Source organism: Amycolatopsis sp. NPDC059235 (assembly GCF_042754125.1).
Classification (GTDB): Bacteria; Actinomycetota; Actinomycetes; order Mycobacteriales; family Pseudonocardiaceae; genus Amycolatopsis; species Amycolatopsis albidoflava.
This window is the reverse complement of record NZ_JBHZAG010000028.1, coordinates 14,283-38,211: the sequence shown is the minus strand read 5'-3', so window position 1 is coordinate 38,211 and position 23,929 is coordinate 14,283. Positions and strand designations below refer to the sequence as shown.

Below are 23,929 nucleotides of genomic sequence, written 5' to 3'. Positions count from 1 at the left end.
AGTCCCTCAGGGTTCCCCTCACGGACAGCAGCCGGGTTATTCCTGGAACGCCGGGAAGGTCGGAGGGAACAACTCCCCCGCCTCCCGGCGTTCGACGTCCCGCTCCGAATACGCGGCGCGCATCTTCTCGAACAACGCCTGCGCACGACGGCGGAGGCCCTGCTCGTCGACGCCGGGCACGTGTCCGTCGACCAGCACCGGCCGCCCCGCGACGACGGAATGCGTTGCCTGGCGGGCGGTTCCGCTGAGCAGGAACGTCCGGATCGGATCGTCCCGCACACCGTCGCGGAGGTCGCCGACGTGGAACGCGACAAGGTCCGCTTGCGCGCCCGGAGCCAGCTTGCCGAGGTCCTCGCGACGGAGCGCGCGGGCACCACCGAGCGTCGCGGCTTCGACGTACCACTCCGCCGGGGCGGCGTCGGCGCGGTCGTCCATGACCTTCGCCAGATGCACGCCGACGTCCATGCCGCGCACCAGGTCCGGCGGGAAGGAATCGGTGCCCAGGCACAGGTTCAGGCCCGCTTCGCGGTAGTCGCGGAAGGAGCGCAGGGCGTGGCCGTAGCGGAAGGACGTGAGCGGGCAATGGATCACCGACGCACCGGCTGCGGCGAGCGCCGCGACATCACCGCGGTCCTCGCCGTAGACGTCGGGGTGGCGGTCGAGTACCTGACCGTGCGGGATCAGCAGCCGGTCGCCGAGCAGGCCGGTGCGCTTGAGCATTTCCAGTGGCGTTACGCCGTAACGGTCCAGGATCAGTTCCCGCTCCAGTACGCCTTGCAAGCAGTGGAGCCGCACCAGGACATCACGCTGCCGCGCGGCGTCGGCGGTGGCGCGCATGAGGTCTTCGGTGAGGGTTTCGATGCGGCACGGCAACAGAACGCCGTTGACGAGCGGATCGTCCAGTTTCGTTACGTGGTCAAGGAACCGCAGCGCGTCAGCCAGCCCCTCCTCGCCGCGGGGCTCGTCGAAGGCCACCGTCCGGGTACCGTCCACAGTGGCCACATTGACGCCGGAACGGTAAGCAGGGCCGAGATATCCGCGCAGCCCGAGGTTCCGCGAGAAGTCCGCCATCGCGACGAGTTCCTCGTACGGCTCGGCCCACGACGAATGGACCTCCGACGCGATCGGCATGAACGTCGTGATGCCGTGCAGTGCCAGCTGAACGAGCGCGTACTCGCGAATGGTCTGCCGTTCTTCCGGGGTGAAAACGTCGTGGCGGCGGTTCGCGAAGTAGTCCTCAGACCACTGCAGCCCGGTCGCACGGTCTGCGGCAGCCCAGGAATCGAGGACGAGATGGTCCACGTCGGTCAGCGCGTCGAGGTCGATCAGGCCCGGGAGGACGAGCGCTTCGCCGAGGTCGACGTCCAGGTCGGCCGTTCCGGCATACCGCGGGCCGACATAGGTGACGACGTCGTCCTCCCACACGACCTCGCCGTTTTCCAGCAGGACGTGCCGTCCGTTCTGGTGGGCCAGCACATGGCGCGCACGCCAGCGAGTACGCATCGGGTTCCTTCCGTCGGTGCATTTAGGTATACCAAACGGCGGAACCTGGCGGCCAGACCTTGCCGGGGGCGGGTTTTTCCGGGAACCTGGGGAAAGGTTCGCCGATACTGTCGGTGACGGCGGCGGGAAGGGATCGGATGGAGCCGGGTTTCGCCTCGGAATCGGAGCGCGTGACGGAACGGCTGCGCAACGAAATCCTCGACGGCACGCGGGCTCCCGGCGGCAAGCTGGTCGAACGGGACCTGGCCGCGGAGATGGGCGTGAGCCGGGTGCCGGTGCGGGATGCGTTGCGCGCGCTGGGAAACGAGGGCCTGGTGACGCCGCGGCCGCGGTCGTGGTCGGTGGTGCGGGAGTTCACCGCTTCGGATGTCGCGGACCTCAACGAGGTGCGCACCGCCTTCGAGGGCCTCACTTTCCGGCTCGCCGCGCAACGCCGCACCCGCGAGGGCCTGGCGCGGCTGCGGGAGGTGCTGGACACGGAACTGCGCGCCGCCCGAGCGGGCGACGCGGTGTCCGCTCGCCGCGCCGCCGCGGATTTCCACGAGGTCGTGACGTCGCTGTCGGCGAACGAACTGCTCGGCGAACTGGAGCGGACGCTGCGCAGCCGGATGCGATGGCTGCTCGGCCAGCACGACGACCTGGAAGCCATGGCGGCGGAACACGAGCTTCTGTACGAGGCGATCGTGGACCGGGATGTCGAACGGGTGGAACGGCTCGTGCTGGCGCACCTGGCGACGGGCACGAGCGAGGCGGTGCGGCGGCATCCGGCGGAGGAGGCCGCTTCGGCGGGGTGAGCTTGCGTCCGCCAGCCCTTCATTTCCGCCCGGCGGGCAGGTGAGATCTCAGCACCTGCCGAACGGCCAGCGACATCCCTCGGCCGTCGCGATTCGACCAGCCAGCGCCGACGAACGGCCGCCCTCCAGCGTGCTACCGGTGAGATTTCGCCACCGCCGCGAGATCTCGGCACCACTCCGGCGGGCTCCCCCCGGCCCGCCGGACTTCGCCCCGTCAGAGGTCGACCACGGCCAAGCCGTCCGCCACCACGACCCCGTCGTGCAGCACCGTCCGGTCCTTGCCGCGGTCCATCACCGCGCTCGTCGGAGTCTCGCCGTCCACCAGCACGAGGTCCGCGCGGTCGCCGACCGCCACCCCGGGCCGGTCGGCGATGCCCGCCAGCCGCGGGACGTCGTGGCTCATGATCGACGCGCCGCCGATCGTCGCGACCGCCAGCGCCATCTCGATCAGCTCGTCGCGGCGGAAGCCGTGGGTGAAGGCCAGCTGCCAGGTGCGATCGAGGAGGTCGCAGTTGCCGTACGGGCTCCAGTAGTCGCGCTGGCCGTCCTCCCCCAGCCCCACGCGCACGCCCGAGGTCGTCAGCTCCGCGAGCGACAACTGCCGGTCGACGGACGGCGCGACGGTCGCCATCGCGATGTCCAGCTCCGCGAACGTGTCGATCAGACGGCGGCTCACCGCCTCCGAAACCGACCCCAGCTCGTACGCGTGCGACAGGGTCACCTTGCCGCGCATGTCCAGCGCGCGGACCCGCTCGATCACCAGATCGGCCGAGAACACGCCGAGATGCCCCGGCTCGTGGAGATGGATGTCCACCTCGACGCCGTACTTCTCGGCCAGCCCGAACACGACGTCCAAGTGCCCCTTGGGATCCTTGTCCAGCGAACACGGATCGATCCCGCCGACGACCGACGCACCCGAGCGCAGCGAGGCCTCCAGCACATCCGCCGTGCCCGGCTCGCGCAGGATCCCGGCCTGCGGAAACGCCATCACCTCGACCTCCGCGTGCTTGGCGAAGCGCTCCTTGGCCGCGAGCACGGCGTCGAGCTTCTCGAGCCGGCAGTCCACATCGACCTGCGCGTAGGTGCGCACGCGGGTGGTCCCGTTCGCGATCATCCGCTCCAGCGTGCCCGCGACGCGCTCCGGCAGCGGGACTTCGGCGTTCCGCCAGTTCTCGCGATCGTTCAGCATCATCGCCCACACGCCCGGCGCGCCGGTGTGCGGCCGGAACGGCAGCCCGATCCGCGTCGAATCGAGGTGGACGTGCACGTCGCTGAACGAGGGGAACAGCAGCCGCCCGCGCCCCTCGACCGCGTCCGGACCAGGCGCCGCCGCCGGATCATGCGGCCGGACCGCGACGATCCGGTCGCCGGCCACCTCGACGTCGCTGCGCTGACCGCCCCAGGGACGGACGTCACGGATCAACACGGAGAGCACCTTTCTCAGCGGGAACGCTTTGGTATACCAAGAGTACCGGACAGGTCTGCGGAGCATCTGAAAGCACTGCGGCCAGCCGCCGGGCCACACGACCGCTCAGCAGGTTCATCGCCGCTCTCCCGCCAGCGGAGAACCGGCCCGCGGGAAGGGCATCGGGTGCCAGGGACCATCAGCCCGATCGACGGCGCGACGCAGTGACTCTTCCCGCTCACCGCCAAAGCGAGCACGTGATGCGCACCACAGTCGATACCGGTAAGAAATTGCTCCGATTTTTCGATAAGAGCAGTAATCGAATGCAGATCGGCAATCGATTACTGCATTCAGCCTAGCCCTGCCGGCTCGGGTCGCGAATGCGCGCACCGCTTCGAGTTCCACGGGACAGATTTCACAAGGAGAAGTTCGATCGTGATCGTCCAGCCGGACGTTGCCGGGCCCATCGACGACGTCGGCTCCCCGCCCGCCGAGCCCGGCCGCCGGCCTTGGCGCACCGGAGCCTGGTGCGCGGCCTGGCTGCTGGCAGCGACCTGGCTCCAGCTGATCCGCGGCCCCGGGCATCGCGCGCCCGACGTGCCGTGGGCCGAGGACGCCAGCGTTTTCGTCAATCAGGCGCTGCGGCATTCCTTCTGGGACAACCTCTTCGCGCAGCACGCCGGGTATCTCCAGGTCGTCGCCCGGCTGCTCGCCCAACCGGTCCGGCATCTCCCCGTCGAATGGTTCGCGGCCTGGCTCGCGCTGAGCGCGGCGTTCGTCGTGGCGCTGGTTTCCCTGCTGGTCTGGTTCCTCAGCGGCAAGGTGGTCCAGACCTTGTGGGCACGCGCGCTGCTGACCGCGCTGGTCCCGCTTCTGCCGCAGGCCGGATTCGAAGTCAACGGCGCGATCTGCGACCTGCACTGGCATCTCGCGTACGCCGCTTTCTGGGTGCTGCTGGTTCCGTCGAAGTCGCTGCGCGGGCAGATCGGAGCCGCGGCGGTAGTCGTGCTGGCGGCGCTCTCGGATCCGTTGACGGCGCTGGTCCTGCCGATCGCGATCGTCGGCGTGCTCCGCACGTCGCGCCGGCGCCTCGCCTTGCTCGCCCCCGCGGCGATGTGCGCCGCGCTGGCAGTCCAGGCCTGGGTGCATTTCACGCAATCAGTGCCGTTCCGCGCGAGCCCGACGAATGTCTGGGACCTCCCCAAGATCTACGGGCTGCGCGTCGTCCTCAGCGCAGTCGTCGGCGACCGCGAACTCACGTCCGTGTACGTGCCCCTGGGATTGCCGATCGTGGTGGCCGTCTGTGTTCTCGTGCTCGCCGGGCTGGCAGTCCTCCTGCGCGTCGCCGCCCGGCCGGCCCGGGTCGTCGCTGTCGCGTCCCTCCTGGCGTCCGTCGCCTACCTGTTCGTCTCGGTCGGATTGCGCGGCACCGGCGGCGTCCTGCCCCGGGAATCCTTCGGGCTCGGAGATTCCCGGTACACGATCGTCCCGCTGCTGCTGTTGTGGACCGCGGTGATCGTCCTCCTCGACCAGGCGGCGGCCCGCTCCGATCCGGCACGGAACGCCCGCGGAGCCGGGACGTCCGCGCTGATCGGAATCGTGACGGCCGCGTTCCTCGGCATCCAGCTGCTCAGCGACTGGACCCTGCCCACGGTCCGGTCGTTCGGCCCTTCTTGGAGCGCCAGCCTGCGGTCCGCCGAAGCCGTCTGCGAGAAGCCGCCCGCGGAGCGCGCCCCGCAACCGGTGCCCCTCGTCGCCGAGAGACACGGAAAGACCTCCGCCCCGATTTTCCCGGGGCCCGACGACGTCACGATCGTCGTGGCGCCTGAACCGCCGCCCGGCGAGCCGCTGTTGTTCGGAGTCGTGCTCCCCTGCTCCGCGCTCCGGAAATAACGTCGCGGCGCGCACCTGCCGGACAGGTGCGCGCCGCGAACTAACTCATTTCAGCGCTTGCGAAGCGCCTCCCAGGCTCGACGCAGCTCCGCCTTCAATTGATCGATTTCGCGCCGCTGGGCGGAAACCGTGTCAGCCAATTGATCGGCGTGCCCGGCCTGCGCCGCCGCTTCGTACTGCATTTGCAGCACGCGGGTATAGAGCGCGACGCGGTTGTTTTCCATTGTCGCGAGCAGGTTCGAATTCGAGTAAGGGCGCAACGCGTCCGCCAGCCGCCCGTCTGCGTCCGGGGTCGCGCGATACAGCACGCCCATCCCGAAGACGGCGGGCACCAGTTCGAACCGCCACAGCTCATTCCCTTTTCTGCCAAGGACGTCCTCGACCGCCGTGGCCACGCCGTTGCGCTCGCCGCCGGCGTGCCGCGCGACCGTGAACGCTCCCGCTCCGACAAACCCGGCAGGCGTCAGTTCGTCATGCCAAGCGGTCGGGCCGTCCGCGCTCGACTCGTGTTTGTCAGCCGGGGCGAGCGGTGAGGGCTCGTAGTACAAATCCCTCCGGGCGCACGGCCACATCAGGTCGTGCATGACGACGACGGCGCCGGGCGCGTTCTCGAAGATCCAGCTCAGCTCACGCTCGACGACCGCGTAGTTGTGGTCGCCGTCGAGCACGTAGAGATCGGCGACCGGCAGTTCCGGCAAAACCTCCGGCGAGGGCGTCGTCACCAGGTGCAAAGCCGGGTTCTCGGCCAGCGTGGCGCGCAGCCGCGCGGTCGCACCGGGATCGACGCAGTAGACCGCCGTCGCTCCCAGATCCAGGTACATGCCGCTGACCTGGCCCGATTCGACGCCGACCTCCACGACGGAACGGATCTCGCGATGCGCGAAAACGACCTCGAAGATCTCTCGGAACACCGTCATCGAATGCAGCAGCAGGGGCTGCTTCCGGGCTTCCCGCATCTGGCCGTACGGATCGTCCCTCGTTCCGGCACGCCGGGCCAGCGACGAAGAGCTGTCCATCAGTGTCCCCTCAGCCGGCGCGCGGCGATCCGGGCGGCGCCCGCCGTCACGCCCATGACGCCGCGTTCGCGGAACTCGTCCCGCACCTTCGCGGAAAGCCGCGCCGTCCGGTCGGCGGGCGGCATCCGGTAGCCGAGCCCCGATCGGGACCGCGGGAGCATCGCGAAGGCGACGGTCACCTGGAGGGAGCTGACAGTCGCGCCCGCGGCTTCCCCGAGGGGAAGCCAGATCGCGGCGAGAGGCGAATGGAACTCGACCATGTTCGCGCCCAGCCACGCACAGTCTTCGTAGTGCAGCCGGGCGAAGTCGTCCGTGCTGTTCCAGTGCAAGGTCCGAGGCCGTCCGCCCGCGATGGCCTTGACCTCGATCCAGTCCACGCGCACGAGCGCGGGCCTGCCCGGGACTGCCAGCGAGACCAGTTCGATGTCCGTGTCGTGGACGTCCATCCGGGCGAACGAAAGACCGTTGTGGTTGATCCGCACGCGACGGCTCGTCCCGTCGTGCCACTGCCCGTCCCCGGTCCGGTAGCGCAGGGTCGTGGCCGACGATTCCCCCGCGGGCTCGAACATGGCCGGGTCGACGAGTCCGTTGTGGACCGCCCTGGCCGCGGCTCCGAGGTGCGGGTCGGCCGCCGCGAGCAACGCGGGCCAGAACGAATCCCGCATCTGCAGGTCTTCGAGGTCGCTCGGCGAGAGGTACGGGACCGCGGGCACGAGGTCGTCCGGCAGCACCCGGGTGACCACCGTCGAACCGAAGTTGTCCTCGTGTTCCCAGTTGCCGAACACCGACGCCTCTTCGGCAGTAGGCAGCTTCAGCGAGGAGACGAGGATGTTGGCCAAACGTTCCTTCGCGGTGTCGACGAGAGTCGGCCACATCGTGTCGTTCAGCGCGACATAGCGGTTCCACTGCCGCTGAAACGCCCGGATTCCGTTCTGCACGGCGGCGCGCTCCAGGTTCTGGGCCTCCCGGCCCGCCGCGACGCCCAGCACCGGCGAGCCGTCCTCGGCGAAGTCGACGAGCGAGCCGCACAGGGCGTTGACCGACTGCTCCAGCACCTCGGGGCTGCGGACCACCGCGCCGACCGCGTCCGCCGGATGCCCGGACTGGCCGAGATAGCCTTCGGCGCGCAAGCCGGCGAGCAGGACCTGGACGGACCGGTCGTCGGTCGCGAGATAGAGGCCCGCCGGTTCGATGTCGATTCCCGCAAGCCGCAGCACCCGCGCGAGCTGCAGCTGGATCGTGCCGCCCCAGCCGAGATCGACCAGCGTCAGGTCCGGCCGGTCCAGGGCTCCGGCGTCGCGCAGCGACCGGACGAGCCGCTCTCGCGACGCCGTCGCGGTCACCGCGAGCCGGTTGACCAGATGCGGCATCTCCGTGAGCGCTACGCCCAGCCGCTCCGCGATCTCGTCGTTGTCCAGCACCGTGTCGAGGTCTTCGGCCAGGTGCGGCACTTCGCCGACCCGCAGGTGCAGCATCTCCAGCAGCTGCCGGACGGTCAGCTCGTGGCGCTTTCGCACGAACTTGACGATCTCTTCCCGGTCCGCGCTCTCCAGCGCGGCGATCGAAGTGACCTGGCGCGAAAGCCAAACCGGCTTCGCGGTCACGTCCCATCCGCGTGCCCGTGCCGCGTTGTTGACCAGCTCGGACAACAGTTCGCCTTCGCGCATCGGACACCAGACGACCGGGGTGCCGTCCTGGTGCGCTTTGAACGCGACCCATTCGGCGAAGCCGGTCAGCACCGGCCCGACGATCGACGCGCCGTAGCGCCAAGCGGTCTTCGCCCCGCCGGTCCCCTCCGGCGAAAAACTCTGCAGAGTCTTCGCGCGCAGGCTCGTGAGGCCGAAGTCGCCGCGATCAGGGTCGAAGTGCGGAGCGTACGCGCCGAACGGGTCGACCGGCTCCTGCTCCCGCTCGAGGATCCTCGCGTAGGCGTCGTCGACCCGCTCGTAGTGCACGGTCCGGATGCCGAGCTTCTCCGGGACCTCGCAGTCGGCGACCTCGTTGTCGCCGACGTGCACCACCTGCTCGGGGCTGACGCCGAGTTCGGCCAGGACGATCTCCCACAGGCCGGAAGCCTTGTCCTTGCCGTGCTGGTGGGACCGGAAGACCCGGGCGCCCTTCAGCGCTTCGAGGCCAGGGCGGTCCAGCAGGAGCGCCAGCTGGTCCTCGGTGAAATACGTGTCGGAAACGAGGACGACGGGAACGCCGTTGTCCCGCGCCGATTCGATGACGGCCGCGACGTCGAGGTCGACAACCGTGAAGTCCCGCTCGGCGTCCACCTCGGCCTGGACCAGGTCTTTCAGCGAGGAGCCCCGGAAATGCCGGAGCGGCATCGCGCGCCAGATGTCGAAGAGCGACACCTCGCCGCCGGCGGCCTCGCGCCGGGCGTTCCGCTCCGCGACGATGCGCATCCGCCGGAAGGCCGCGTCGGACACCCAGTCCTCGCACTGTCCGCCGCGGCGGAGCCGGGAGCCCAGGACGCCGAAGAGATCGGCGGGGCGCGGCGTGCGCCGCCAGAGAATGGTGTCGAAAACATCGAAAGAAACAACCGAACAAGAACCGTCCGCGATGACCTGGGTCACCTGCCGGAGTCTTCGGTGCTCGGTCTCGTTATGGTCGGGCATGATTCCCCCTCTTCGAAGCTGGTCTTCTTCGAAGAAAGATATCCCAGCCCTTTCTTCCCGATTCACCCGGACGGGTTAGTTATCTTGCCGTGACCGCTTCTTCGGCGCCAGCCCCGCCGGACCGCGAACACCGCACCCGGCATTGACGGCCGATCAGCGGATCCGGCTAGGCTAAACGACGTAAACTGCTCCTGGGCAGACCCTGGTCCCGCCCGCCGTCGCTCCGCAAATTTTTGACCGGCGAGCTCGCGCTTCCGGTTACGGCATTACGGGTCAAGCGGCAAGCAGGCGCAGAAGCCGAGCAGTCTCCGAAGCCACCGCCGTCCTTCCCAGCCTGACGTACTTTCTCGGGTCCACCGCCTCCGGCTGTTCTTCCAGGAACTGCCGGACCGAGCGTGTGAACAGGCCATTCAGATGCGTTGAGATATTCACCTTCGTCATCCCGCTCACCACAGCGCCGCGCAGTTCTTCGTCGGACAGGCCGGACGAGCCGTGCAATACCAGCGGGACCGGGACGGCTTCTCGCAATCGGGCGATCAGCGAGCGGTCCACCTGAGCGGTCCGTTCCACCATCGCGTGGGACGTGCCGACTGCCACTGCCAGCGCGTCGACACCGGTCGCGGCCACGAAGTCCGCTGCTTCGGCCGGATCGGTGCGGGCGCCGGGGGCGTGTACGCCGTCCTTGCCGCCGACCTCGCCCAGTTCCGCTTCCACAGCCACGCCCGCGTCGTGGCACCGGTCGGCGATTTCCCGGGTCGTTCGCAGGTTTTCCGGATAGGGCAGGCGTGATCCGTCGTACATCACGCTGTCGACGCCCAGTGCGATGCCTTCGCGGATCAGCTCGGGGTCTTCGATGTGGTCCAGGTGCACCAGCACGTCGACGGACGCGCGGCGGGCGATTTCCAGCGACGCCACGGTGATCGGGGCCAGGCCGCCGTGGTAGCGGACGCAGTTTTCGCTGATCTGCAGCACCACCGGCGATCCGGCTTGTTCCGCGCCTTCGGCGATGGCCTCGGCGTGTTCCAGCATGATCACGTTGAACGCGCCGACGGCGGAGCCGCGCTCGCGGGCGGCGGCCAGCAGCCGGGGCAGGTCGGGGCGGGTGATCATGCGGGGGCTCCGTTCAGGAATCGGTGGTAGGCGGGCAGGTCGACCTCGCCGGCGACGGGGCGGAGGACGGCTGCGGCGCCGAGCGCCGCGGCGGCGCGCAAGGCTTCGATCAGGGGGCGGCCGGCGACGAGGGCGGCGGCCAGTCCGGCGGTCGCGGCGTCTCCGGCCCCGGTCGGGTTGCCGTGCACGCCGGGGATGGCGGGAACGGCGAAGACACCGCCCCGGGTATAGGCAGCAATTCCGTCGGCACCGCGCGAGACGACGACCAGCTCCGCGCCAAGGCGGAGAAGCATCGCCGCACCGGCGGCCTCATCAGCGGCCGCCGTAGCGTCGAGAAGCTCGGCCCGGTTCGGCTTCACCACCGCACCAGCCCGCGCTGCGGCCAACAGAGCTGGACCAGATGCGTCGACCAGGGTCCGTACCCCGCGCTCCCTGGCGATGCGGACCCACGCAACGACCACGTCCGGCGAAGCGCCGCGCGGCAAGGAACCGGAGACCACCAGAAACCTCGCACCAGACAAACACTCGGCCAGGCGCCTGCCGAACGCTGCCCATTCCACTTCGGACACTTCCGGCCCGGGTTCGGTGTAGACAGTCGGATGGCCGTCCCCGGTCACCGTCACGGTGGTGCGGTTCTCGCCGGAAATCGGGACGGCGTCGAACGGAATGTCCAAAGCGGAACCGAGCCACCGGCCCGCATCGCCGCCCAGCGGGAGCACCGCCCGGACCGGGACGTCCAGGGCGGCGAGCACGCGGGCGACGTTGACGCCCTTGCCGCCTGGTCGTCGTCGCACCTCCAGCACCCGGTTCGTTTCGCCGGGAGCGTGGGCGCCGATCCGGTAGGTGACGTCGATCGCCGGGTTCGGCGTCACGGCGACGATCATCAGACGAGGATGACCGAGCGCGTCAGCGAGCGCGGGCGGTCGGGGTCCAGGCCTCGCCTGGCGGCCAGGGCGACGGCGAAGCGTTGCGCGACAACGAGTGCGGCCAGCGGGTCCAGGTCGTGGTGCACGAATCGCGCGCCGGTGCGGGCGACGTCGTCCGCGAGTCCGGCGGGCGGCGAACCCAGCGACCAGACGAGACGGCCTGGCTGAGCGATCGCGATCGGGCCGTGGCGGTAGTCCATGGCGGGATAGGACTCGGCCCAGAATTGGGCGGCCTCGCGGGTTTTCAACGCGGCTTCGCAGGCCAGGCCTACCGCGGGGCCGCGGCCGACGAAGGTGACCTGTTCGGCGTCGAGCAGGTCGTCGATCGGTTCGGTCAACGCCTCGGAACAGGCCGCGGCGAGCTGGTCGATGTCGTCGCCGAGGCCGGCGCGCAGCAGGGCGAGCGCGGTGGTGGCGAACCGGGTCTGCACGACGGATTGTTCGTCGGCGAAGGAAAGTTCGACAACCTCGTCCGCGTGTTCGGCAGCGGGGCTGTCGCCGACCGCGGTGATCAGCACAGTGCGCTGCGCGGGCAGGGCGGCGAGCAGGTCGATGATCTCGGTCGTGGTGCCGGAGCGGGAGATCGCCACGACGCGGTCGTATTCCCGCGATGCCGGGTATTCCGAGCCGGCGAAGGCGTCGGTGATCCCGTGGCCGCGTTGTTCGCGGGCGACGGCGTAGCTCATCGCGATGAACCAGCTGGTGCCGCAGCCGACGACCGCCACGCGTTCGCCTGGCTGGGGCAGAGCGGCGGACGGGGCGAGGGCGGCGGCCGCGCGCCACATGTCGGGCTGGGAAGCCAGTTCGACGGCCGCGAAGGAGCCGGGGGCATCCGGAAGGGAGGACACGGGATGGAGGCCTTTCGATCCAGGGCGAGGGACGTGATCGCCTCCCGCACCCTACTTGAGCGTTTTTGATCAGTCCATACGTTCAAAAGCAGTTTCGATCACGCAGCTGCCGGGGCGCGCACTCTAGGATGAGCACCGAACCGCCTCCGACCAGGAACGAGAGACCCGGCATGACGCCCCAGCAACGCCTGAACGCCCTGCTCGAATTGGTGAGCGAACGGGGCAACGTCACGATCGCGGAGATCGGCGACGCGCTCGGCATCTCCCCCGCGACCGCGCGGCGGGACCTCTCGATCCTCGCCGACCAGCGGCTGATCACCCGCACCCACGGCGGGGCGGCCGCGCTGGGCGCCGGCTACGAGCTGCCGCTGCAGTACAAGATCGCCCGGCAGGCCGAGGCCAAGACCGCGATCGCCGTCCGCGCCGCGGACCTGGTGCGGCCAGGCGAAACGGTCGGCATCAACGGCGGCACCACGACCACCGAGGTCGCCCGCGCGCTGGGCAAGAGCGAGCGGTTCGTCCGCGCCGACGGCGAAACCGGGCTGACCGTCGTCACCAACGCGCTCAACATCGCCTACGAGCTGTCCGTCCGCGCGCAGGTCAAGATCGTCGTGACCGGCGGCGTCGCGCGGCGGCAGTCCTACGAGCTGGTCGGCTCGCTCGTCTCGGAAGCGCTCTCGGCGTTCGCGCTCGACACGGTCATCCTCGGCGTCGACGGCCTGAGCGCCCAGTACGGCGCGACCACGCTGCACGAGGGAGAAGCCGAGGTCAGCAGGCATTTCAGCCAGGTCGCGCGGCGGGTGATCGTGGTCGCGGACGCGACGAAGCTGACCAAGGCCACGTTCGCCCGCATCTGCCGGCTCGACGCGATCGACGTCCTGGTCACCGACGCCGAGGTGCCCGCCTCGTTCGCCGCCGACCTCGCCGCGGCGTCCGTGGAGCTCGTCGTCGCCGGATGAGCGGGCTCGCCACCCATTGCGCATTTCTGATTGATTTGCCATCATGCAGATCAATATCACGCAGAAGTGAGGTGGCGACGTGGTGAACCCCGGGGTGCTACGGGTCGGCGTGGTCGGCGTCGGCCTGCGCGCCGAGATCGCCCGGCACGTGGCGGAATCCGGGGTCGCGGCGGAGATCGTGGCCGCTTCGGATCCCGCCGAACGAGGCCGGGCACGAGCGCGCGAGATGTTCGGAGCCGTCGAGATCGTGTCCGGACACCGAGAACTCGCGAACCTGGTCGACACCGCGATAGTGACCTCGCCGGACTGGACACACGCCGAGATCGCCGTCGACCTGCTCCGCGCCGGCGTGGCGGTGTACCTCGAAAAGCCGCTCGCCACCACGCTTCCCGACGCGGACGCGGTCCTCGCCGCCGCGCGGGAAACCGGCACGAAGCTCTACATCGGACACAACTTCCGGCACGCAGCCGTCGTCCGCACCTTGCGCGACGTCGTGACGCGCGGTGAGATCGGCGAGGTGAAAGCCGTGTGGTGCCGCCATTTCGTCGGCAACGGCGGCGACTACTACTTCAAGGACTGGCACGCCGACCGCAGCCGCGTGAACTCGTTGCTGCTGCAGAAAGCCAGCCACGACCTCGACGTCATCCACTACCTCGCCGGCGGCTTCACCCGCCGCGTCACCGCGATGGGCGATCTGGCCGTCTACGGCGGGATCACCGACCGAAGCGGCCAGGGCGACCGGCTCGCCGACGACTGGTTTTCCTTCGACAATTGGCCCCCTGCCGCGCAAACCGGCCTCAACCCGGTCGTCGACGTCGAAGACCTCTCGATGGTCCACATGCGACTCGATAACGGTGTCCTGGCCAGCTACGAACAGTGCCACTTCACGCCCGATTACTGGCGCAACTACACGGTGATCGGCACCGAAGGCCGCGCGGAGAACTTCGGCGACACCGGCGGCGGAATAGTAAAAGTGTGGAATCGCCGCCGCGAATGGTCAGCGGACGGAGACCGCGAGCACCCGATCGACGGTGTCTCATCAGGACACGAGGACGCGGATCTCCTGACCATGACCGAATTTCTGCGCTACGTCGTGCACGGCGACCCGCCGGAACTGTCGCCGATCGCCGCCCGCGAAGCCGTGGCGGCGGGCGCGCTCGCCACGCAATCCCTGCGTTCCGGCTCCGTGCCGATCGACATCCCTCCCCTCCCCGAAACGCTGGTCGCCCATTTCTCCCCGCCGGAAGGAAACCGCAGATGACCTCGCCCTCCCGCCGTCCCCGCCCGCACCGCTAGCGCAAGGGAAGGAAACGACCCCATGCGCGTGCGAACCCTGACCCGGCGCGGGTTTCTCCGCGGCGCGGCGGCCATGGCGCTGGTGCCCGCCGCCGCGGCCTGCGCCGAGGCCCCGGCCGCTACGTCCGGACCGGTCACCGTCGAAATGTGGCACGGCCAGAACGACACCGGCCTCAAAGTCCTCAAGCAACTGGTCGCCGCGTTCGAGCGCGAGCACCCCGACATCCGGATCGACCTCGGCGGCGGCGTGCTCGCCGACGCCATGCTGCAGAAGGTCACCGCGGCGCTCGCGTCCGGTTCTTACCCGGACATCGCGTACATCTTCGGCTCCGACCTCGCCAGCATCGCCCGCAGCCCGCGAGTGGCCGACATGGACGACGTCGTGCACGGTCAGTTCTGGAAGCCCGCCTTCGAAGCGGTCACCGTGAACGAACGCGTCCGCGCGGTGCCCGCGATGCTCGACTCGCTTGCCGTCGCCTGCAACAAGAAACTCTTCCAGGACCACGGCGTTCCGCTTCCGGACGAGAACTGGCGATGGCCGGATTTCGCGGCCGCCGCGAAGAAACTGACCAACCGCGACCGGGGCCAGTTCGGCACCGCCTGGCCCGGCGCGGGCGACGAGGACACCGTCTGGCGGCTGTGGCCGATGATCTGGGACCTCGGCGGCACCATCGTCGGCCAGGACGGCCGCAGCATCGGTTTCGCCGACAGCGGGGTGCGGGCGCTCGACGTGCTCCGGCAGCTGTCCGCCGACCGCAGTGTCTACATCGACCCGAAGCCCGGCTCCGAGCAGATGTACCAGGCCTTCGCCTCGGGCCGGATCGCGATGGTGCCGACCGGTCCATGGCAGCTGCCCGACATCAACGACTCGGGGCTCGACTACGCGATCGTTCCGCTGCCCACCTTCACCGGAAAGCCGATCACCATCTCCGGCCCGGACACCTGGACGGTGTTCGACAACGGAGAGCGGCGGCTCACCGCGGCCAAGACGTTCCTGCGGTGGCTGACCGCGCCGGCCCAGGACGTCGTCTGGGACGTCGGCGCGGGCAGCCTCCCGCTGAGCGCCGAATCGCAGCGTCTTCCGGAATGGCAGCGCAAAACCCAGGACACCGCCGGTCTTTCCGTGTTCGTCAAGTCGCTCGAAAACTCGCACGTCCGCGCCAACCACCCCGCCTACCCGCAGGTTTCGCAGGCCGTCGCCGCGGCGATCGTCTCCGTGCTGCTCGGGCGCGCGACCCCCGCCGACGCCATGCGCGACTGCGCTTCCGCGGCCAACGCCGCCCTCATCATCCCCCGTTAGGACCCCGCCCATGTCCGTACATCCCGGCCCGATCACAGTCGCTCCGGCCGCCAAGAGCCGCCGCCGGCGCGAAACCGCCGCCGCCTGGGCCTACCTGAGTCCCTCGGTCGTCGTCATCATCGGCCTCGGTCTCGTGCCCGTGGTGTGGTCGCTGATCCTGTCGTTCCAGGCCGACGACCTCGTCACCCCGTCCCGGTTCGTCGGCGTCGACAACTACGCGGCGCTCGCGCAGGACCCGCACTTCGGCCAAGCGGTCGGCAACACGCTGCTGTACACGGCGTTATACGTTCCGCTGAGCATCGTGCTGGGCCTCGCGCTGGCGCTCGCGCTGAACCGGCGGGTGCGCTTCATCGGCGTGTACCGGACGTTGATGTTCGTTCCGTTCGTGCTGTCGGCGACCGCGCAGGGCGTGCTGTTCTCGTTCATCCTCGACCCGGAATTCGGCGTCGCCAACTCGCTGCTGCACCGGATCGGCCTGAGCCCGCAAGGGTTTCTGACCGATCCGTCGCAGGCGCTGCTGATCCTGGTCGCCATCACGCTGTGGAGCGGCACCGGGTTCTGCATGGTCGTCTTCCTGGCCGCGCTGCAGGACGTGCCGCCGTCGCTCGTCGAAGCCGCGCGGCTGGACGGCGCCGGTCCGTTCCGGATTCTGCGGCATGTCACCCTGCCCGCGGTGCTGCCGGTGACCACCTTTCTGACGCTGTGGCAGCTGATCCAATCGCTGCAGGTGTTCGACCTGACCTACGTCACCACCAAGGGCGGGCCGCTCGGCTCGACCACGGTGATCGTCTACTTCATCTGGCAGCAGGCGTTCCAGAACTTCACCGCCGGCTACGGCGCTGCTGCCGCGTACGTGCTCGCCGTCGTGCTGCTGGCGCTCGGGCTGGGCGTCCGGCTGCTGCGCCGTAACAAGGAGGTCCGATGACGACGCGTGCCCACGTTGCCCCGGTTTCCGCGGCCCGGCTGCCTGACGTCGCACGCCAGCCGCGGCGCTGGCGGCTGCCGTTCAGCCCGTGGCATCTGCTGCTGGCCCCGCTGGCACTGGTGTTCGCGGCCCCGCTGGTGTGGCTGCTGCTCAGTTCGGTGATGAGCAACGCGGAGATCAACCGGTTCCCGCCGTCGCTGTGGCCGTCCGGGATCGACTTCTCCGGCTACCGGTACGTGCTGGAGAACGCGCTGTTCCTGCGCTGGTTCTCCAACTCGCTGATCGTGTCGTTCGTGACGGTGGCGGCCAACCTCGTCTTCGGCTCGCTCGGCGGGTACGCGTTCGCGCGCATGCGGTTCCGCGGTTCGAAGGCGATGCTCGGGCTGATGATGGCGACCATGGCGGTGCCGTTCCAGCTCACCATGATCCCGACGTTCCTGGTGATGAAGAAGCTCGGCCTGATCGACTCGCTCGGCGCGCTGATCGTCCCGTCGCTGGTCACGCCGTTCGCGGTGTTCCTGCTGCGGCAGTTCTTCCTCTCGCTCCCGCGCGAACTGGAGGAAGCGGCCTGGATCGACGGCTGTTCGCGGCTGCGAGTGCTGGTGCGGATCGTGCTCCCGCTGTCGCGCCCGGCGCTGAGCACCGTCGCGGTGCTGACTTTCCTCAGCACCTGGAACGACCTGACCTGGCCGTTGATCGCGATCAACCACGACACCCAGTACACGCTGCAGCTCGGCCTGACCACCTTCCAGGGACAGCACCACACCAACTGGGCGGCGGTGATGGCCGGGAACGTCATCACCGTGCTGCCGGTGCTGCTGGCGTTCCTGGGCGCGCAGAAGACGTTCATCCAGTCCATCACCTCCAGCGGCCTCAAAGGCTGACGAGTCGTCCAGAGGAACCACGCATGCCGCACCGCTTCGACCTGCTCGTGCTCGGCGACGTCAACCCCGACGTCGTCCTCGGGCCGCTGACCGACGACCTCGACTTCCGGCAACGGGAGAACCTCGTCGGCCACGGCTCGCTCACGCTCGGCGGGTCCGCCGCGATCACCGCCGCCGGCGCCGCCCGGCTGGGGCTCAAGGTTGCCTTCGCCGGGCGGATCGGCGACGACGCCGCCGGTCGCTTCGTCCGCGACATCCTCGAAGACCGCGGGGTCGACACGCAGGCCCTCACGGTGGATCCGACGTTGCCGACTCCGCTCACCGTGATCCTGACCCGCGACGACAGCCGCGCCATCATCACCAGCGCCGGCGTGCTGGACGCAGTGTCGGCGGCGGACGTCCCCGTTGATTTGCTGATGAGCTCCCGGCACGTCCACGCCTCGTCGTACTTCCTGATGCCCAAGCTGGCCGCCGGGCTGCCGGAGCTGTTCCGCACCGCCCGCGCACACGGCGCGACGACCTCTTTGGACACCAACGACGATCCGGCCCGGCAATGGGATCCCAGCGGCATCCCGCTGGTGCTTCAGGAGACCGACTACCTCCTGCCCAACGCCGCCGAAGCTCTGCAACTGTCCGGAAAATCCAGCCTGCTCGACGCAGCAGCGCACCTCGCCGCCCAGGGTCCGACTGTCGTCGTAAAGAACGGTGCCGACGGCGCTCTCGCGCACCACCGCGGCGAAACCGTCACGGTTCCCGCGTCCCCGATCACCCCGCTCGACACCGTCGGTGCCGGGGACAGCTTCAATGCCGCGTTCCTTGCCGCGACGCTGCGCGGTCTGCCGCTCCGCGACGCGCTGGGGGCCGGGGTCGAGGGCGGCGGCCGTTCGACGCTCGCGCGCGGCGGGATCGACGGCCAACCGACCTGGAACGAACTCAATCTCACCGAAACCACTGAAACGGAAAGCGCATGACCACCAAGATCACCTTCATCGGCGCCGGCAGCGTCGTGTTCACCCAGGGTCTGCTCGCGGACCTGTTCGCCTATCCCGAACTGGCCGAGGTACACGTCGCGCTGCACGACATCGACCCGGAACGCCTGCGCATCGCGCACGCGGCGGCCGGTCGCATCGCCGAAGCGCGCGGGGCCAAGCCGGTCCTCACCGCGCACGCGGACCGCCGGGAAGCCCTGGAAGGCGCGGACTTCGTCGTCAACATGGTCCAAATCGGAATGGGCGAGGCCACCCGGGTCGACTTCGACATTCCCGCCCGCTTCGGCGTGAAGCAGACCATCGGCGACACGCTCGGCGTCGGCGGGATTTTCCGTGCCCTGCGCACTTTCCCGTTCCTGCGCGAACTCGGCGAGGACATCGCGCAGGTGTGCCCGCGGGCGTGGCTGCTGAACTACACGAATCCGATGGCGATGAACGTGCAGTACCTCTCCGAGACGCTCGGCCCGGACCGCGTCGTCGGCCTGTGCCATTCGGTGTACTGGACGGTGCACGACCTGGCCAAACTGCTGGAGGTGCCGCTGTCCGAGGTCACCTACCACGCCGCGGGCATCAACCACCAGGCCTGGATCCTGCGCCTGGAACATCAGGGCAACGATCTGTACCCGCGGCTCGCCGAACTCGCCGAGGATCCGCAGCTGCGGCGGCGCGTGCGGTTCGACATGTTCCGGCGGCTCGGCTACTACCCCACCGAAACCAGCGAGCATTCCTCCGAATACGTGCCCTGGTATCTCGGCCACGCCAGCGAAATCGAACGGCTGCGGCTGCCGATCGGCGCGTACCTGGACGTCGTGGCGGAGAACGAGGCCGAATACGAACGGACCCGCCAAGCCATCGAGCGCGACGAACCGCTCACTGTCGAAGGCACCAACGAATACGCGCCGCAGATCATCCACAGTGTCGTCACCGGCACGCCGCGCACCGTTTACGGCAATGTGCTCAACCGCGGGCTGATCCCGAATCTCCCGGCGACCGGGGCCGTCGAGGTGCCGTGTCTCGCCGACGCCACCGGCATCCGTCCGACGCGCGTCGACGCGCTTCCGCCGCAGCTCGCCGCGCTCAACCGCACCTACCTGAGCACCACCGAACTCGTGGTGCGCGCGGCGGTCGAGGACGATCCCCGGCACATCCGCCACGCCGCGATGACCGATCCCGCCACCGCGGCCGCGCTTCCGGTCGAACGCATCTGGGAACTGTGCGACGAAATGGTGCTCGCACACGGCGACGCGCTCCAGCCCGGATTGCGGAAAACACTGGGCAGCTAACGACTCTTGACGGCGCGACGCGGTGATCGGCTAAACTTCTGGTGCCTGCCGGACGGGCAGGCGCCAGAAGTACGCCCAGCCGGTAATGCGGAGTGTTCCGCGAGCCCGGACCCAGTCGCCAGGATGTCTTCTCCAGCGTCCGAGGCGGGGCCGTACTCACCAACGCTGGAGTCACCAGATGCATTCGCTTCCTGGTCGGATTTCTCGCGGAACCGCGGCCGCCGCCTTGCTGATCGGCAGTTCGGCGTGCGCGCTCGGGGCAGGCGGCACCGCGGAAAGCGCGCCGCTGCCCTCGCCGCACAGCCAGGTCAAGGACGTCCCCCTGCCGGCCCCGCACGCCGGGTTCGACTACCAGATCGGCGGCCCGTACCAGCCGCCGTCGGGCGTCCAGGTCGTCAGCCGCGACCACAGCGCCCCGGCGGCCGCCGGGCTGTACAACATCTGCTACATCAACGCTTTCCAGGCTCAGCCCGGCGCCGAAAAGGACTGGGGCGACCTGGTTCTGCGTGACGACGACGGCAACGTCGTCATCGATCACGATTGGAACGAAGCGCTGCTCGACCTGCGCACCGCGGACAAGCGGAGCCGGATCGCGGACAAGGTCGGCACGTGGATCGACGAGTGCGCGGGCAAGGGCTACCAGGCCGTCGAGCCGGACAACTACGACAGCTTCACCCGGTCCCAGGGCCTGCTCAGCGCGCGGAACGCCCAGGACCTCGTCAAGCTGCTTTCCCAGCGCGCGCACGGGAAAGGCCTCGCGATCGGCCAGAAGAACACCTCGGAACTCGCTTCGTCGCGGGCGGACAACGGTCTGGACTTCGCCGTCGCCGAGGAATGCGGCGAGCAGGACAATTGCGCGGAGTACACCCAGCATTTCGGCAACCAGGTGATCGTCATCGAGTATTCTGCGGACGGACTCCGGAACGCGTGTGCCAAGTGGGGCAGCACGCTCAGCGTCGTCCGGCGCGACCGGGACGTCACGCCGAAGGGCGATTCCGCGTACGTGCGCGAAACCTGCTGAGACTTCCGTCATCCTGCCAGCACCGCCGCGCGGTTGCTGGCAGGGTGGCGGAATGGACGACGAGTACCCGTTCGACAACGCGGCCGCCCCGGCCAGCGACCGGATGTCCGCCCTCGAAGCCAGCTACGACGCGACCACCGTCCGGCACCTGGAGAATCTCGGGGTCGGCGCGGGCTGGTCCTGCTGGGAGATCGGCGCGGGCGGCGGGTCGATCGCCCGGTGGCTGGCCGAGCGGGCCGGGCCGGACGGGCAGGTGCTGGCCACCGACCTCGACACCCGGTTGCTGGCCGACCTGCCCGCGAACGCCTCGGCCGTGCGCCACGACGTGCGCGAAGAGCCGCTGCCGGACCGGAAGTTCGACCTGATCCACGCCCGGCTGGTGCTGATCCACTTCCCGGAACGCGACGAACTGGTGGCGAAACTCGCCGGTGCCCTCGCCCCCGGCGGCTGGCTGGTCCTGGAGGAGATCGAGCCGCGCGGCCAAACCGTGCTCGCCGCGCCCGACGACGAGAGCGCGGCGGTTTTCGGTTCTGTGCAAGGGCGGATCCTGGACCTGCTCGAACGAGCGGGCAGCGACGTCGAATGGGCCGGGCGGCTGCCGGAGGTGCTCGCCGGGGCCGGATTGCGCGAGGTCGGCAGCGCGCGGGTGACGACCAGGTGGCCGGGCGGCGGGCCGGAAATCCGGTTGCTGGCCGCGAATTCGGTGGAACTGGCCGAAAAGCTGGCCGCGGACGGCGTGTCGCCGGAGGAGCTTGAGCAGTTCCGCCGGGTGCTCGCCGATCCGCGGTTCACCGTGTCTTCCTATCCCCTCGTGTCCGTATGGGGCCGCCGTTAACGACGGCGCGAGATCGCCACCCCCGCCAGGCACAGCACCCCGCCGATGAGCCCGTACGCACTCGGGGTTTCGGCGAGCAGCAGCCACGACAGCAGCACCGCCACCGCTGGCACGGCGTAGGTCACCATCGTCAGGCGACCGGCGTCCGTGCGGCGCAAGGCGTACGCCCACGCCGTGAAGCCGACCGCGGTGGGGAACACTCCCAAGTAGACACTGCCGAGCACCGCGCCCGTGGGCGCCGCCTGCACTTCGCTGATCAGCTGTGGCGCCCACGGCAGCAGCACCACGGTCCCGACGACGCAGCCCAGCCAGATCGCGGTCAGCCCGTCGACGTGGCGCAGCGTGATCTTCTGGACCATGACCCCGGCGGCGTAGAGCACGGCAGCCAGCAGGCACAGCAGGACGCCCGCCCAGTCGTTGCTTCCGGTGGCTCCGGTCGCGATCAGCGCGGCCCCGCCCAGCGCGACGAGCGAGCCGATGATCAGCGAGCGCGAGAAGCCTTCGCCGAGGAACTTCCCGGCCGCGACGGCGACCATCAGCGGCGCGAGGTTCACCAGCAACGCCGCGGTCCCGGCGTCGACGTGCCGCTCCCCCGCGTTGAGCACGACGGTGTACGCGGCCAGCCACAGCACGGCGTACGCCGCGACCAGCAGGAACGCCTTGCGCGACAGCCGGACCCGGACCGCGCCCTTGGCCACTGCGAACACGGTGAGCGTCACGGCCGCCACGGCGAGCCGCAGCAGCGCCAGCGGTGCCGGGGACAGCGCGTGCCCCACGCTGCGGATGGCGACGAACGACGAGGCCCACAGCACCACGGCGAGCCCGGCGGCGGCCGCGATCTTGCCGAGGTCGGTCTTGACGGCGGGCTGGGCGGTTTCCACGAGATCGGTCACCTGACCATCGTCACCTCGCCCTGATGTACAGCACAAGCGATGAGTTCTGTACCTCCGTTAAGGACCGCTGTACATTCGAAGCATGCTGGACCTCCCCCGCCTCCGCGTGCTGCGCGCAGTCGTCGCTTCCGGGTCGATCCGCGCGAGCGCCGCCGCGCTCGGCTACACGCCGTCCGCGGTGAGCCAGCAAATCACCACGCTGCAACGGGAGACCGGGCTGCAGCTGTTCGAACGGTCCGGCCGCGGCATCGAGCCCACCGAGGCCGGACGGACGCTCGCCGCCGAGGCCGAGCTGCTGTTCGAGTCCTTCAGCCGGGTCGAGCAGGTCGTCGCCGAACTGCGCGCCGGACGCGTCGGCCGGCTGTCGATCGGCTACTTCGGCTCGGCAGGCTCGACCTGGCTGGCCCCGACCGTCGCCGCACTGCGCGCCGAATTCCCGGGACTGCGGCTGGACCTGATGCTGACCGAGTTCACGCCAGGCGACCCGGACATCGACATCTTCGTGGAGGAAACCGGCGCCGAGCACCCCGGGTCGGTCATCGTGCACCGGCTGGCCGAGGACCCGTACCTGGCGGTCGTCCGCCTCGACGACCCGCTCGCCGGCCTGCCGGAGGTGCCGCTGGCCGCGCTCGCGCAGCGACACTGGGTCGACAACGACCTGCGCGAGGGCCCGTGCCGGCAGGTGCTGCTCAACGCGTGCACGCAAGCCGGGTTCTCGCCGAGTTTCGTCGTCGAGACGCACGACTACCGGACCGCGATGTCCTTCGTGGCAACGGGAATCGGGCTGACCGTGGTGCCGGCGCTGGGGATCGGCGAACTGCCGGACGGCCTCACGACCGTCGCACTGGCCTCCCCCGCGCCGGTCCGGCACCTCAGCCTCGCGGTGAAGAAGCCGATCGCAGAACACCCGGCCGCCCGGCGCGCGGTGGAACTGCTGGAAAGCCTGGTGTGCCCGGAGAAAACCAGCGTCGGCTGACGCACCAAGCCTGACACGCCGAATCTGACGCACCACCCGGATGCCGCCGAAGTCCGTGAAGGGCTCCTTGAGGGAATCAAAATCCGTGAAGGTTCCCCTCACGGACAGCAGGGCTCGCTGGACTGCCGAGATTTCGCCCGCGCCGCCCGGAGAAGCCGTGAGGGGAACCCTCACGGAATCAGAGTCCGTGAAGGTTCCCCTCACGGACAGCCAGGTCGCGAAGCATGAGGGGTCCGCGCTCCCAGCCCGGCAACCTCGGAGCCGAGGAAGCCGTGAAGGGCTCCTTGAGGGAACCAGATTCCCTCAAGGAGCCCTTCACGGCACGGCGACCGGAGGCGCGAATCGGGCGACCAAACCTTCCCCGGTAACGAAAGCACCACATTCACGACGCGAATGTGCGGCCGTGACCCCGAACGGACCAGCCGGTACCGGGTTCGCGCCGGACGACG

Annotated in this window: 20 protein-coding genes; 12 read left to right on the top strand and 8 right to left on the bottom strand. The window is 69.4% G+C overall.

From position 1 onward, the window contains the following. Window positions 1-36 precede the first annotated feature (36 nt). Window positions 37-1,503, bottom strand: coding sequence for a chlorohydrolase family protein (locus ACFXI3_RS19935; RefSeq protein WP_378401117.1), 1,467 nt, complete (start codon window positions 1,501-1,503; stop codon window positions 37-39). Between the two features lie 137 nt (window positions 1,504-1,640). Between ACFXI3_RS19935 and ACFXI3_RS19930 the strand changes: the two genes are divergently transcribed. Further along, on the top strand, window positions 1,641-2,297 hold the full coding sequence (locus tag ACFXI3_RS19930; RefSeq protein WP_378401115.1) for a GntR family transcriptional regulator: 657 nt from the start codon (window positions 1,641-1,643) through the stop codon (window positions 2,295-2,297). A 214-nt stretch (window positions 2,298-2,511) separates the two neighbouring features. On the opposite strand, the gene ACFXI3_RS19925 is transcribed toward ACFXI3_RS19930, so the two are convergent. Beyond that, complete coding sequence (locus tag ACFXI3_RS19925; RefSeq protein WP_378401114.1) at window positions 2,512-3,723, bottom strand: amidohydrolase family protein; 1,212 nt, start codon at window positions 3,721-3,723, stop codon at window positions 2,512-2,514. A gap of 414 nt (window positions 3,724-4,137) precedes the next feature. Here ACFXI3_RS19925 and ACFXI3_RS19920 point away from each other — a divergent pair, with 414 nt between their 5' ends. After that, complete coding sequence (locus ACFXI3_RS19920) at window positions 4,138-5,595, top strand: glucosyltransferase (RefSeq protein WP_378401112.1); 1,458 nt, start codon at window positions 4,138-4,140, stop codon at window positions 5,593-5,595. Window positions 5,596-5,645: 50 nt separating this feature from the next. Here the strand turns inward: ACFXI3_RS19920 and ACFXI3_RS19915 are convergent, their stop codons facing one another. From ACFXI3_RS19915 to ACFXI3_RS19895, 5 genes are all read right to left on the bottom strand, one after another. After that, entirely contained in the window at window positions 5,646-6,611 is a 966-nt protein-coding gene (locus tag ACFXI3_RS19915; protein WP_378401110.1) for a class I SAM-dependent methyltransferase, read from the bottom strand. Beyond that, entirely contained in the window at window positions 6,611-9,235 is a 2,625-nt protein-coding gene (locus tag ACFXI3_RS19910; protein WP_378401108.1) for an HAD family hydrolase, read from the bottom strand. Before ACFXI3_RS19910 ends, ACFXI3_RS19915 begins: the two co-directional genes overlap by 1 nt. Before the next feature lie 273 nt (window positions 9,236-9,508). Continuing rightward, window positions 9,509-10,345: a ketose-bisphosphate aldolase gene (locus tag ACFXI3_RS19905; RefSeq protein WP_378401106.1), complete on the bottom strand. Its 837-nt coding sequence runs from the start codon at window positions 10,343-10,345 to the stop codon at window positions 9,509-9,511. Further along, the gene (locus tag ACFXI3_RS19900) at window positions 10,342-11,229 is read right to left on the bottom strand and encodes a 1-phosphofructokinase family hexose kinase (protein ID WP_378401104.1); all 888 of its coding nucleotides are present in this window, start codon (window positions 11,227-11,229) and stop codon (window positions 10,342-10,344) included. The genes ACFXI3_RS19905 and ACFXI3_RS19900 overlap by 4 nt, the downstream gene beginning before the upstream one ends. Next, window positions 11,229-12,056 (bottom strand): SIS domain-containing protein, encoded by an 828-nt coding sequence (locus ACFXI3_RS19895; protein WP_344274459.1) that lies wholly within the window; start codon window positions 12,054-12,056, stop codon window positions 11,229-11,231. Before ACFXI3_RS19895 ends, ACFXI3_RS19900 begins: the two co-directional genes overlap by 1 nt. A gap of 233 nt (window positions 12,057-12,289) precedes the next feature. On the opposite strand from ACFXI3_RS19895, the gene ACFXI3_RS19890 reads away from it, so the two are divergent. The 9 genes from ACFXI3_RS19890 (at window position 12,290) to ACFXI3_RS19850 (ending at window position 21,611) form a co-directional block, all read left to right on the top strand. After that, complete coding sequence (locus ACFXI3_RS19890) at window positions 12,290-13,078, top strand: DeoR/GlpR family DNA-binding transcription regulator (RefSeq protein WP_378401102.1); 789 nt, start codon at window positions 12,290-12,292, stop codon at window positions 13,076-13,078. Between the two features lie 79 nt (window positions 13,079-13,157). Beyond that, window positions 13,158-14,339 (top strand): Gfo/Idh/MocA family protein, encoded by a 1,182-nt coding sequence (locus ACFXI3_RS19885; RefSeq protein WP_378401100.1) that lies wholly within the window; start codon window positions 13,158-13,160, stop codon window positions 14,337-14,339. A 57-nt stretch (window positions 14,340-14,396) separates the two neighbouring features. Continuing rightward, entirely contained in the window at window positions 14,397-15,674 is a 1,278-nt protein-coding gene (locus ACFXI3_RS19880) for an ABC transporter substrate-binding protein (RefSeq protein ID WP_378401098.1), read from the top strand. Window positions 15,675-15,684: 10 nt separating this feature from the next. Next, window positions 15,685-16,599, top strand: coding sequence for a carbohydrate ABC transporter permease (locus ACFXI3_RS19875; protein WP_378401096.1), 915 nt, complete (start codon window positions 15,685-15,687; stop codon window positions 16,597-16,599). Then, window positions 16,596-17,483, top strand: a complete 888-nt coding sequence (locus tag ACFXI3_RS19870; protein ID WP_378401094.1) for a carbohydrate ABC transporter permease — start codon at window positions 16,596-16,598, stop codon at window positions 17,481-17,483. The genes ACFXI3_RS19875 and ACFXI3_RS19870 overlap by 4 nt, the downstream gene beginning before the upstream one ends. A gap of 23 nt (window positions 17,484-17,506) precedes the next feature. Further along, on the top strand, window positions 17,507-18,454 hold the full coding sequence (locus tag ACFXI3_RS19865) for a carbohydrate kinase family protein (protein ID WP_378401092.1): 948 nt from the start codon (window positions 17,507-17,509) through the stop codon (window positions 18,452-18,454). Further along, complete coding sequence (locus ACFXI3_RS19860; protein ID WP_378401091.1) at window positions 18,451-19,755, top strand: alpha-glucosidase/alpha-galactosidase; 1,305 nt, start codon at window positions 18,451-18,453, stop codon at window positions 19,753-19,755. The genes ACFXI3_RS19865 and ACFXI3_RS19860 overlap by 4 nt, the downstream gene beginning before the upstream one ends. Window positions 19,756-19,933: 178 nt before the next feature. Next, window positions 19,934-20,776, top strand: coding sequence for an endo alpha-1,4 polygalactosaminidase (locus ACFXI3_RS19855; protein WP_378401089.1), 843 nt, complete (start codon window positions 19,934-19,936; stop codon window positions 20,774-20,776). Window positions 20,777-20,828: 52 nt separating this feature from the next. Beyond that, window positions 20,829-21,611, top strand: a complete 783-nt coding sequence (locus ACFXI3_RS19850) for a class I SAM-dependent methyltransferase (RefSeq protein WP_378401087.1) — start codon at window positions 20,829-20,831, stop codon at window positions 21,609-21,611. On the opposite strand, the gene ACFXI3_RS19845 is transcribed toward ACFXI3_RS19850, so the two are convergent. After that, on the bottom strand, window positions 21,608-22,504 hold the full coding sequence (locus ACFXI3_RS19845; RefSeq protein ID WP_378401085.1) for a DMT family transporter: 897 nt from the start codon (window positions 22,502-22,504) through the stop codon (window positions 21,608-21,610). The two genes, ACFXI3_RS19850 and ACFXI3_RS19845, sit on opposite strands and share 4 nt — an antisense overlap. An 82-nt stretch (window positions 22,505-22,586) precedes the next feature. Here ACFXI3_RS19845 and ACFXI3_RS19840 point away from each other — a divergent pair, with 82 nt between their 5' ends. Beyond that, window positions 22,587-23,480 carry a LysR family transcriptional regulator gene (locus ACFXI3_RS19840; protein ID WP_378401083.1) on the top strand — a complete coding sequence of 298 codons (894 nt, stop codon included), beginning with the start codon at window positions 22,587-22,589 and terminating at the stop codon, window positions 23,478-23,480. Window positions 23,481-23,929: the final 449 nt, after the last annotated feature.

Excerpts from the sequence above, each read along its gene's own strand:
- ACFXI3_RS19935 (WP_378401117.1), bottom strand. The coding sequence starts at position 1,503 with ATGCGTACTCGCTGGCGTGCGCGCCATGTGCTGGCCCACCAGAACGGA.
- ACFXI3_RS19930 (WP_378401115.1), top strand. The coding sequence starts at position 1,641 with ATGGAGCCGGGTTTCGCCTCGGAATCGGAGCGCGTGACGGAACGGCTG.
- ACFXI3_RS19915 (WP_378401110.1), bottom strand. The coding sequence starts at position 6,611 with ATGGACAGCTCTTCGTCGCTGGCCCGGCGTGCCGGAACGAGGGACGAT.
- ACFXI3_RS19910 (WP_378401108.1), bottom strand. The coding sequence starts at position 9,235 with ATGCCCGACCATAACGAGACCGAGCACCGAAGACTCCGGCAGGTGACC.
- ACFXI3_RS19905 (WP_378401106.1), bottom strand. The coding sequence starts at position 10,345 with ATGATCACCCGCCCCGACCTGCCCCGGCTGCTGGCCGCCGCCCGCGAG.
- ACFXI3_RS19900 (WP_378401104.1), bottom strand. The coding sequence starts at position 11,229 with ATGATCGTCGCCGTGACGCCGAACCCGGCGATCGACGTCACCTACCGG.
- ACFXI3_RS19895 (WP_344274459.1), bottom strand. The coding sequence starts at position 12,056 with ATGTGGCGCGCGGCCGCCGCCCTCGCCCCGTCCGCCGCTCTGCCCCAG.
- ACFXI3_RS19890 (WP_378401102.1), top strand. The coding sequence starts at position 12,290 with ATGACGCCCCAGCAACGCCTGAACGCCCTGCTCGAATTGGTGAGCGAA.
- ACFXI3_RS19880 (WP_378401098.1), top strand. The coding sequence starts at position 14,397 with ATGCGCGTGCGAACCCTGACCCGGCGCGGGTTTCTCCGCGGCGCGGCG.
- ACFXI3_RS19875 (WP_378401096.1), top strand. The coding sequence starts at position 15,685 with ATGTCCGTACATCCCGGCCCGATCACAGTCGCTCCGGCCGCCAAGAGC.
- ACFXI3_RS19870 (WP_378401094.1), top strand. The coding sequence starts at position 16,596 with ATGACGACGCGTGCCCACGTTGCCCCGGTTTCCGCGGCCCGGCTGCCT.
- ACFXI3_RS19865 (WP_378401092.1), top strand. The coding sequence starts at position 17,507 with ATGCCGCACCGCTTCGACCTGCTCGTGCTCGGCGACGTCAACCCCGAC.
- ACFXI3_RS19860 (WP_378401091.1), top strand. The coding sequence starts at position 18,451 with ATGACCACCAAGATCACCTTCATCGGCGCCGGCAGCGTCGTGTTCACC.
- ACFXI3_RS19855 (WP_378401089.1), top strand. The coding sequence starts at position 19,934 with ATGCATTCGCTTCCTGGTCGGATTTCTCGCGGAACCGCGGCCGCCGCC.
- ACFXI3_RS19850 (WP_378401087.1), top strand. The coding sequence starts at position 20,829 with ATGGACGACGAGTACCCGTTCGACAACGCGGCCGCCCCGGCCAGCGAC.
- ACFXI3_RS19840 (WP_378401083.1), top strand. The coding sequence starts at position 22,587 with ATGCTGGACCTCCCCCGCCTCCGCGTGCTGCGCGCAGTCGTCGCTTCC.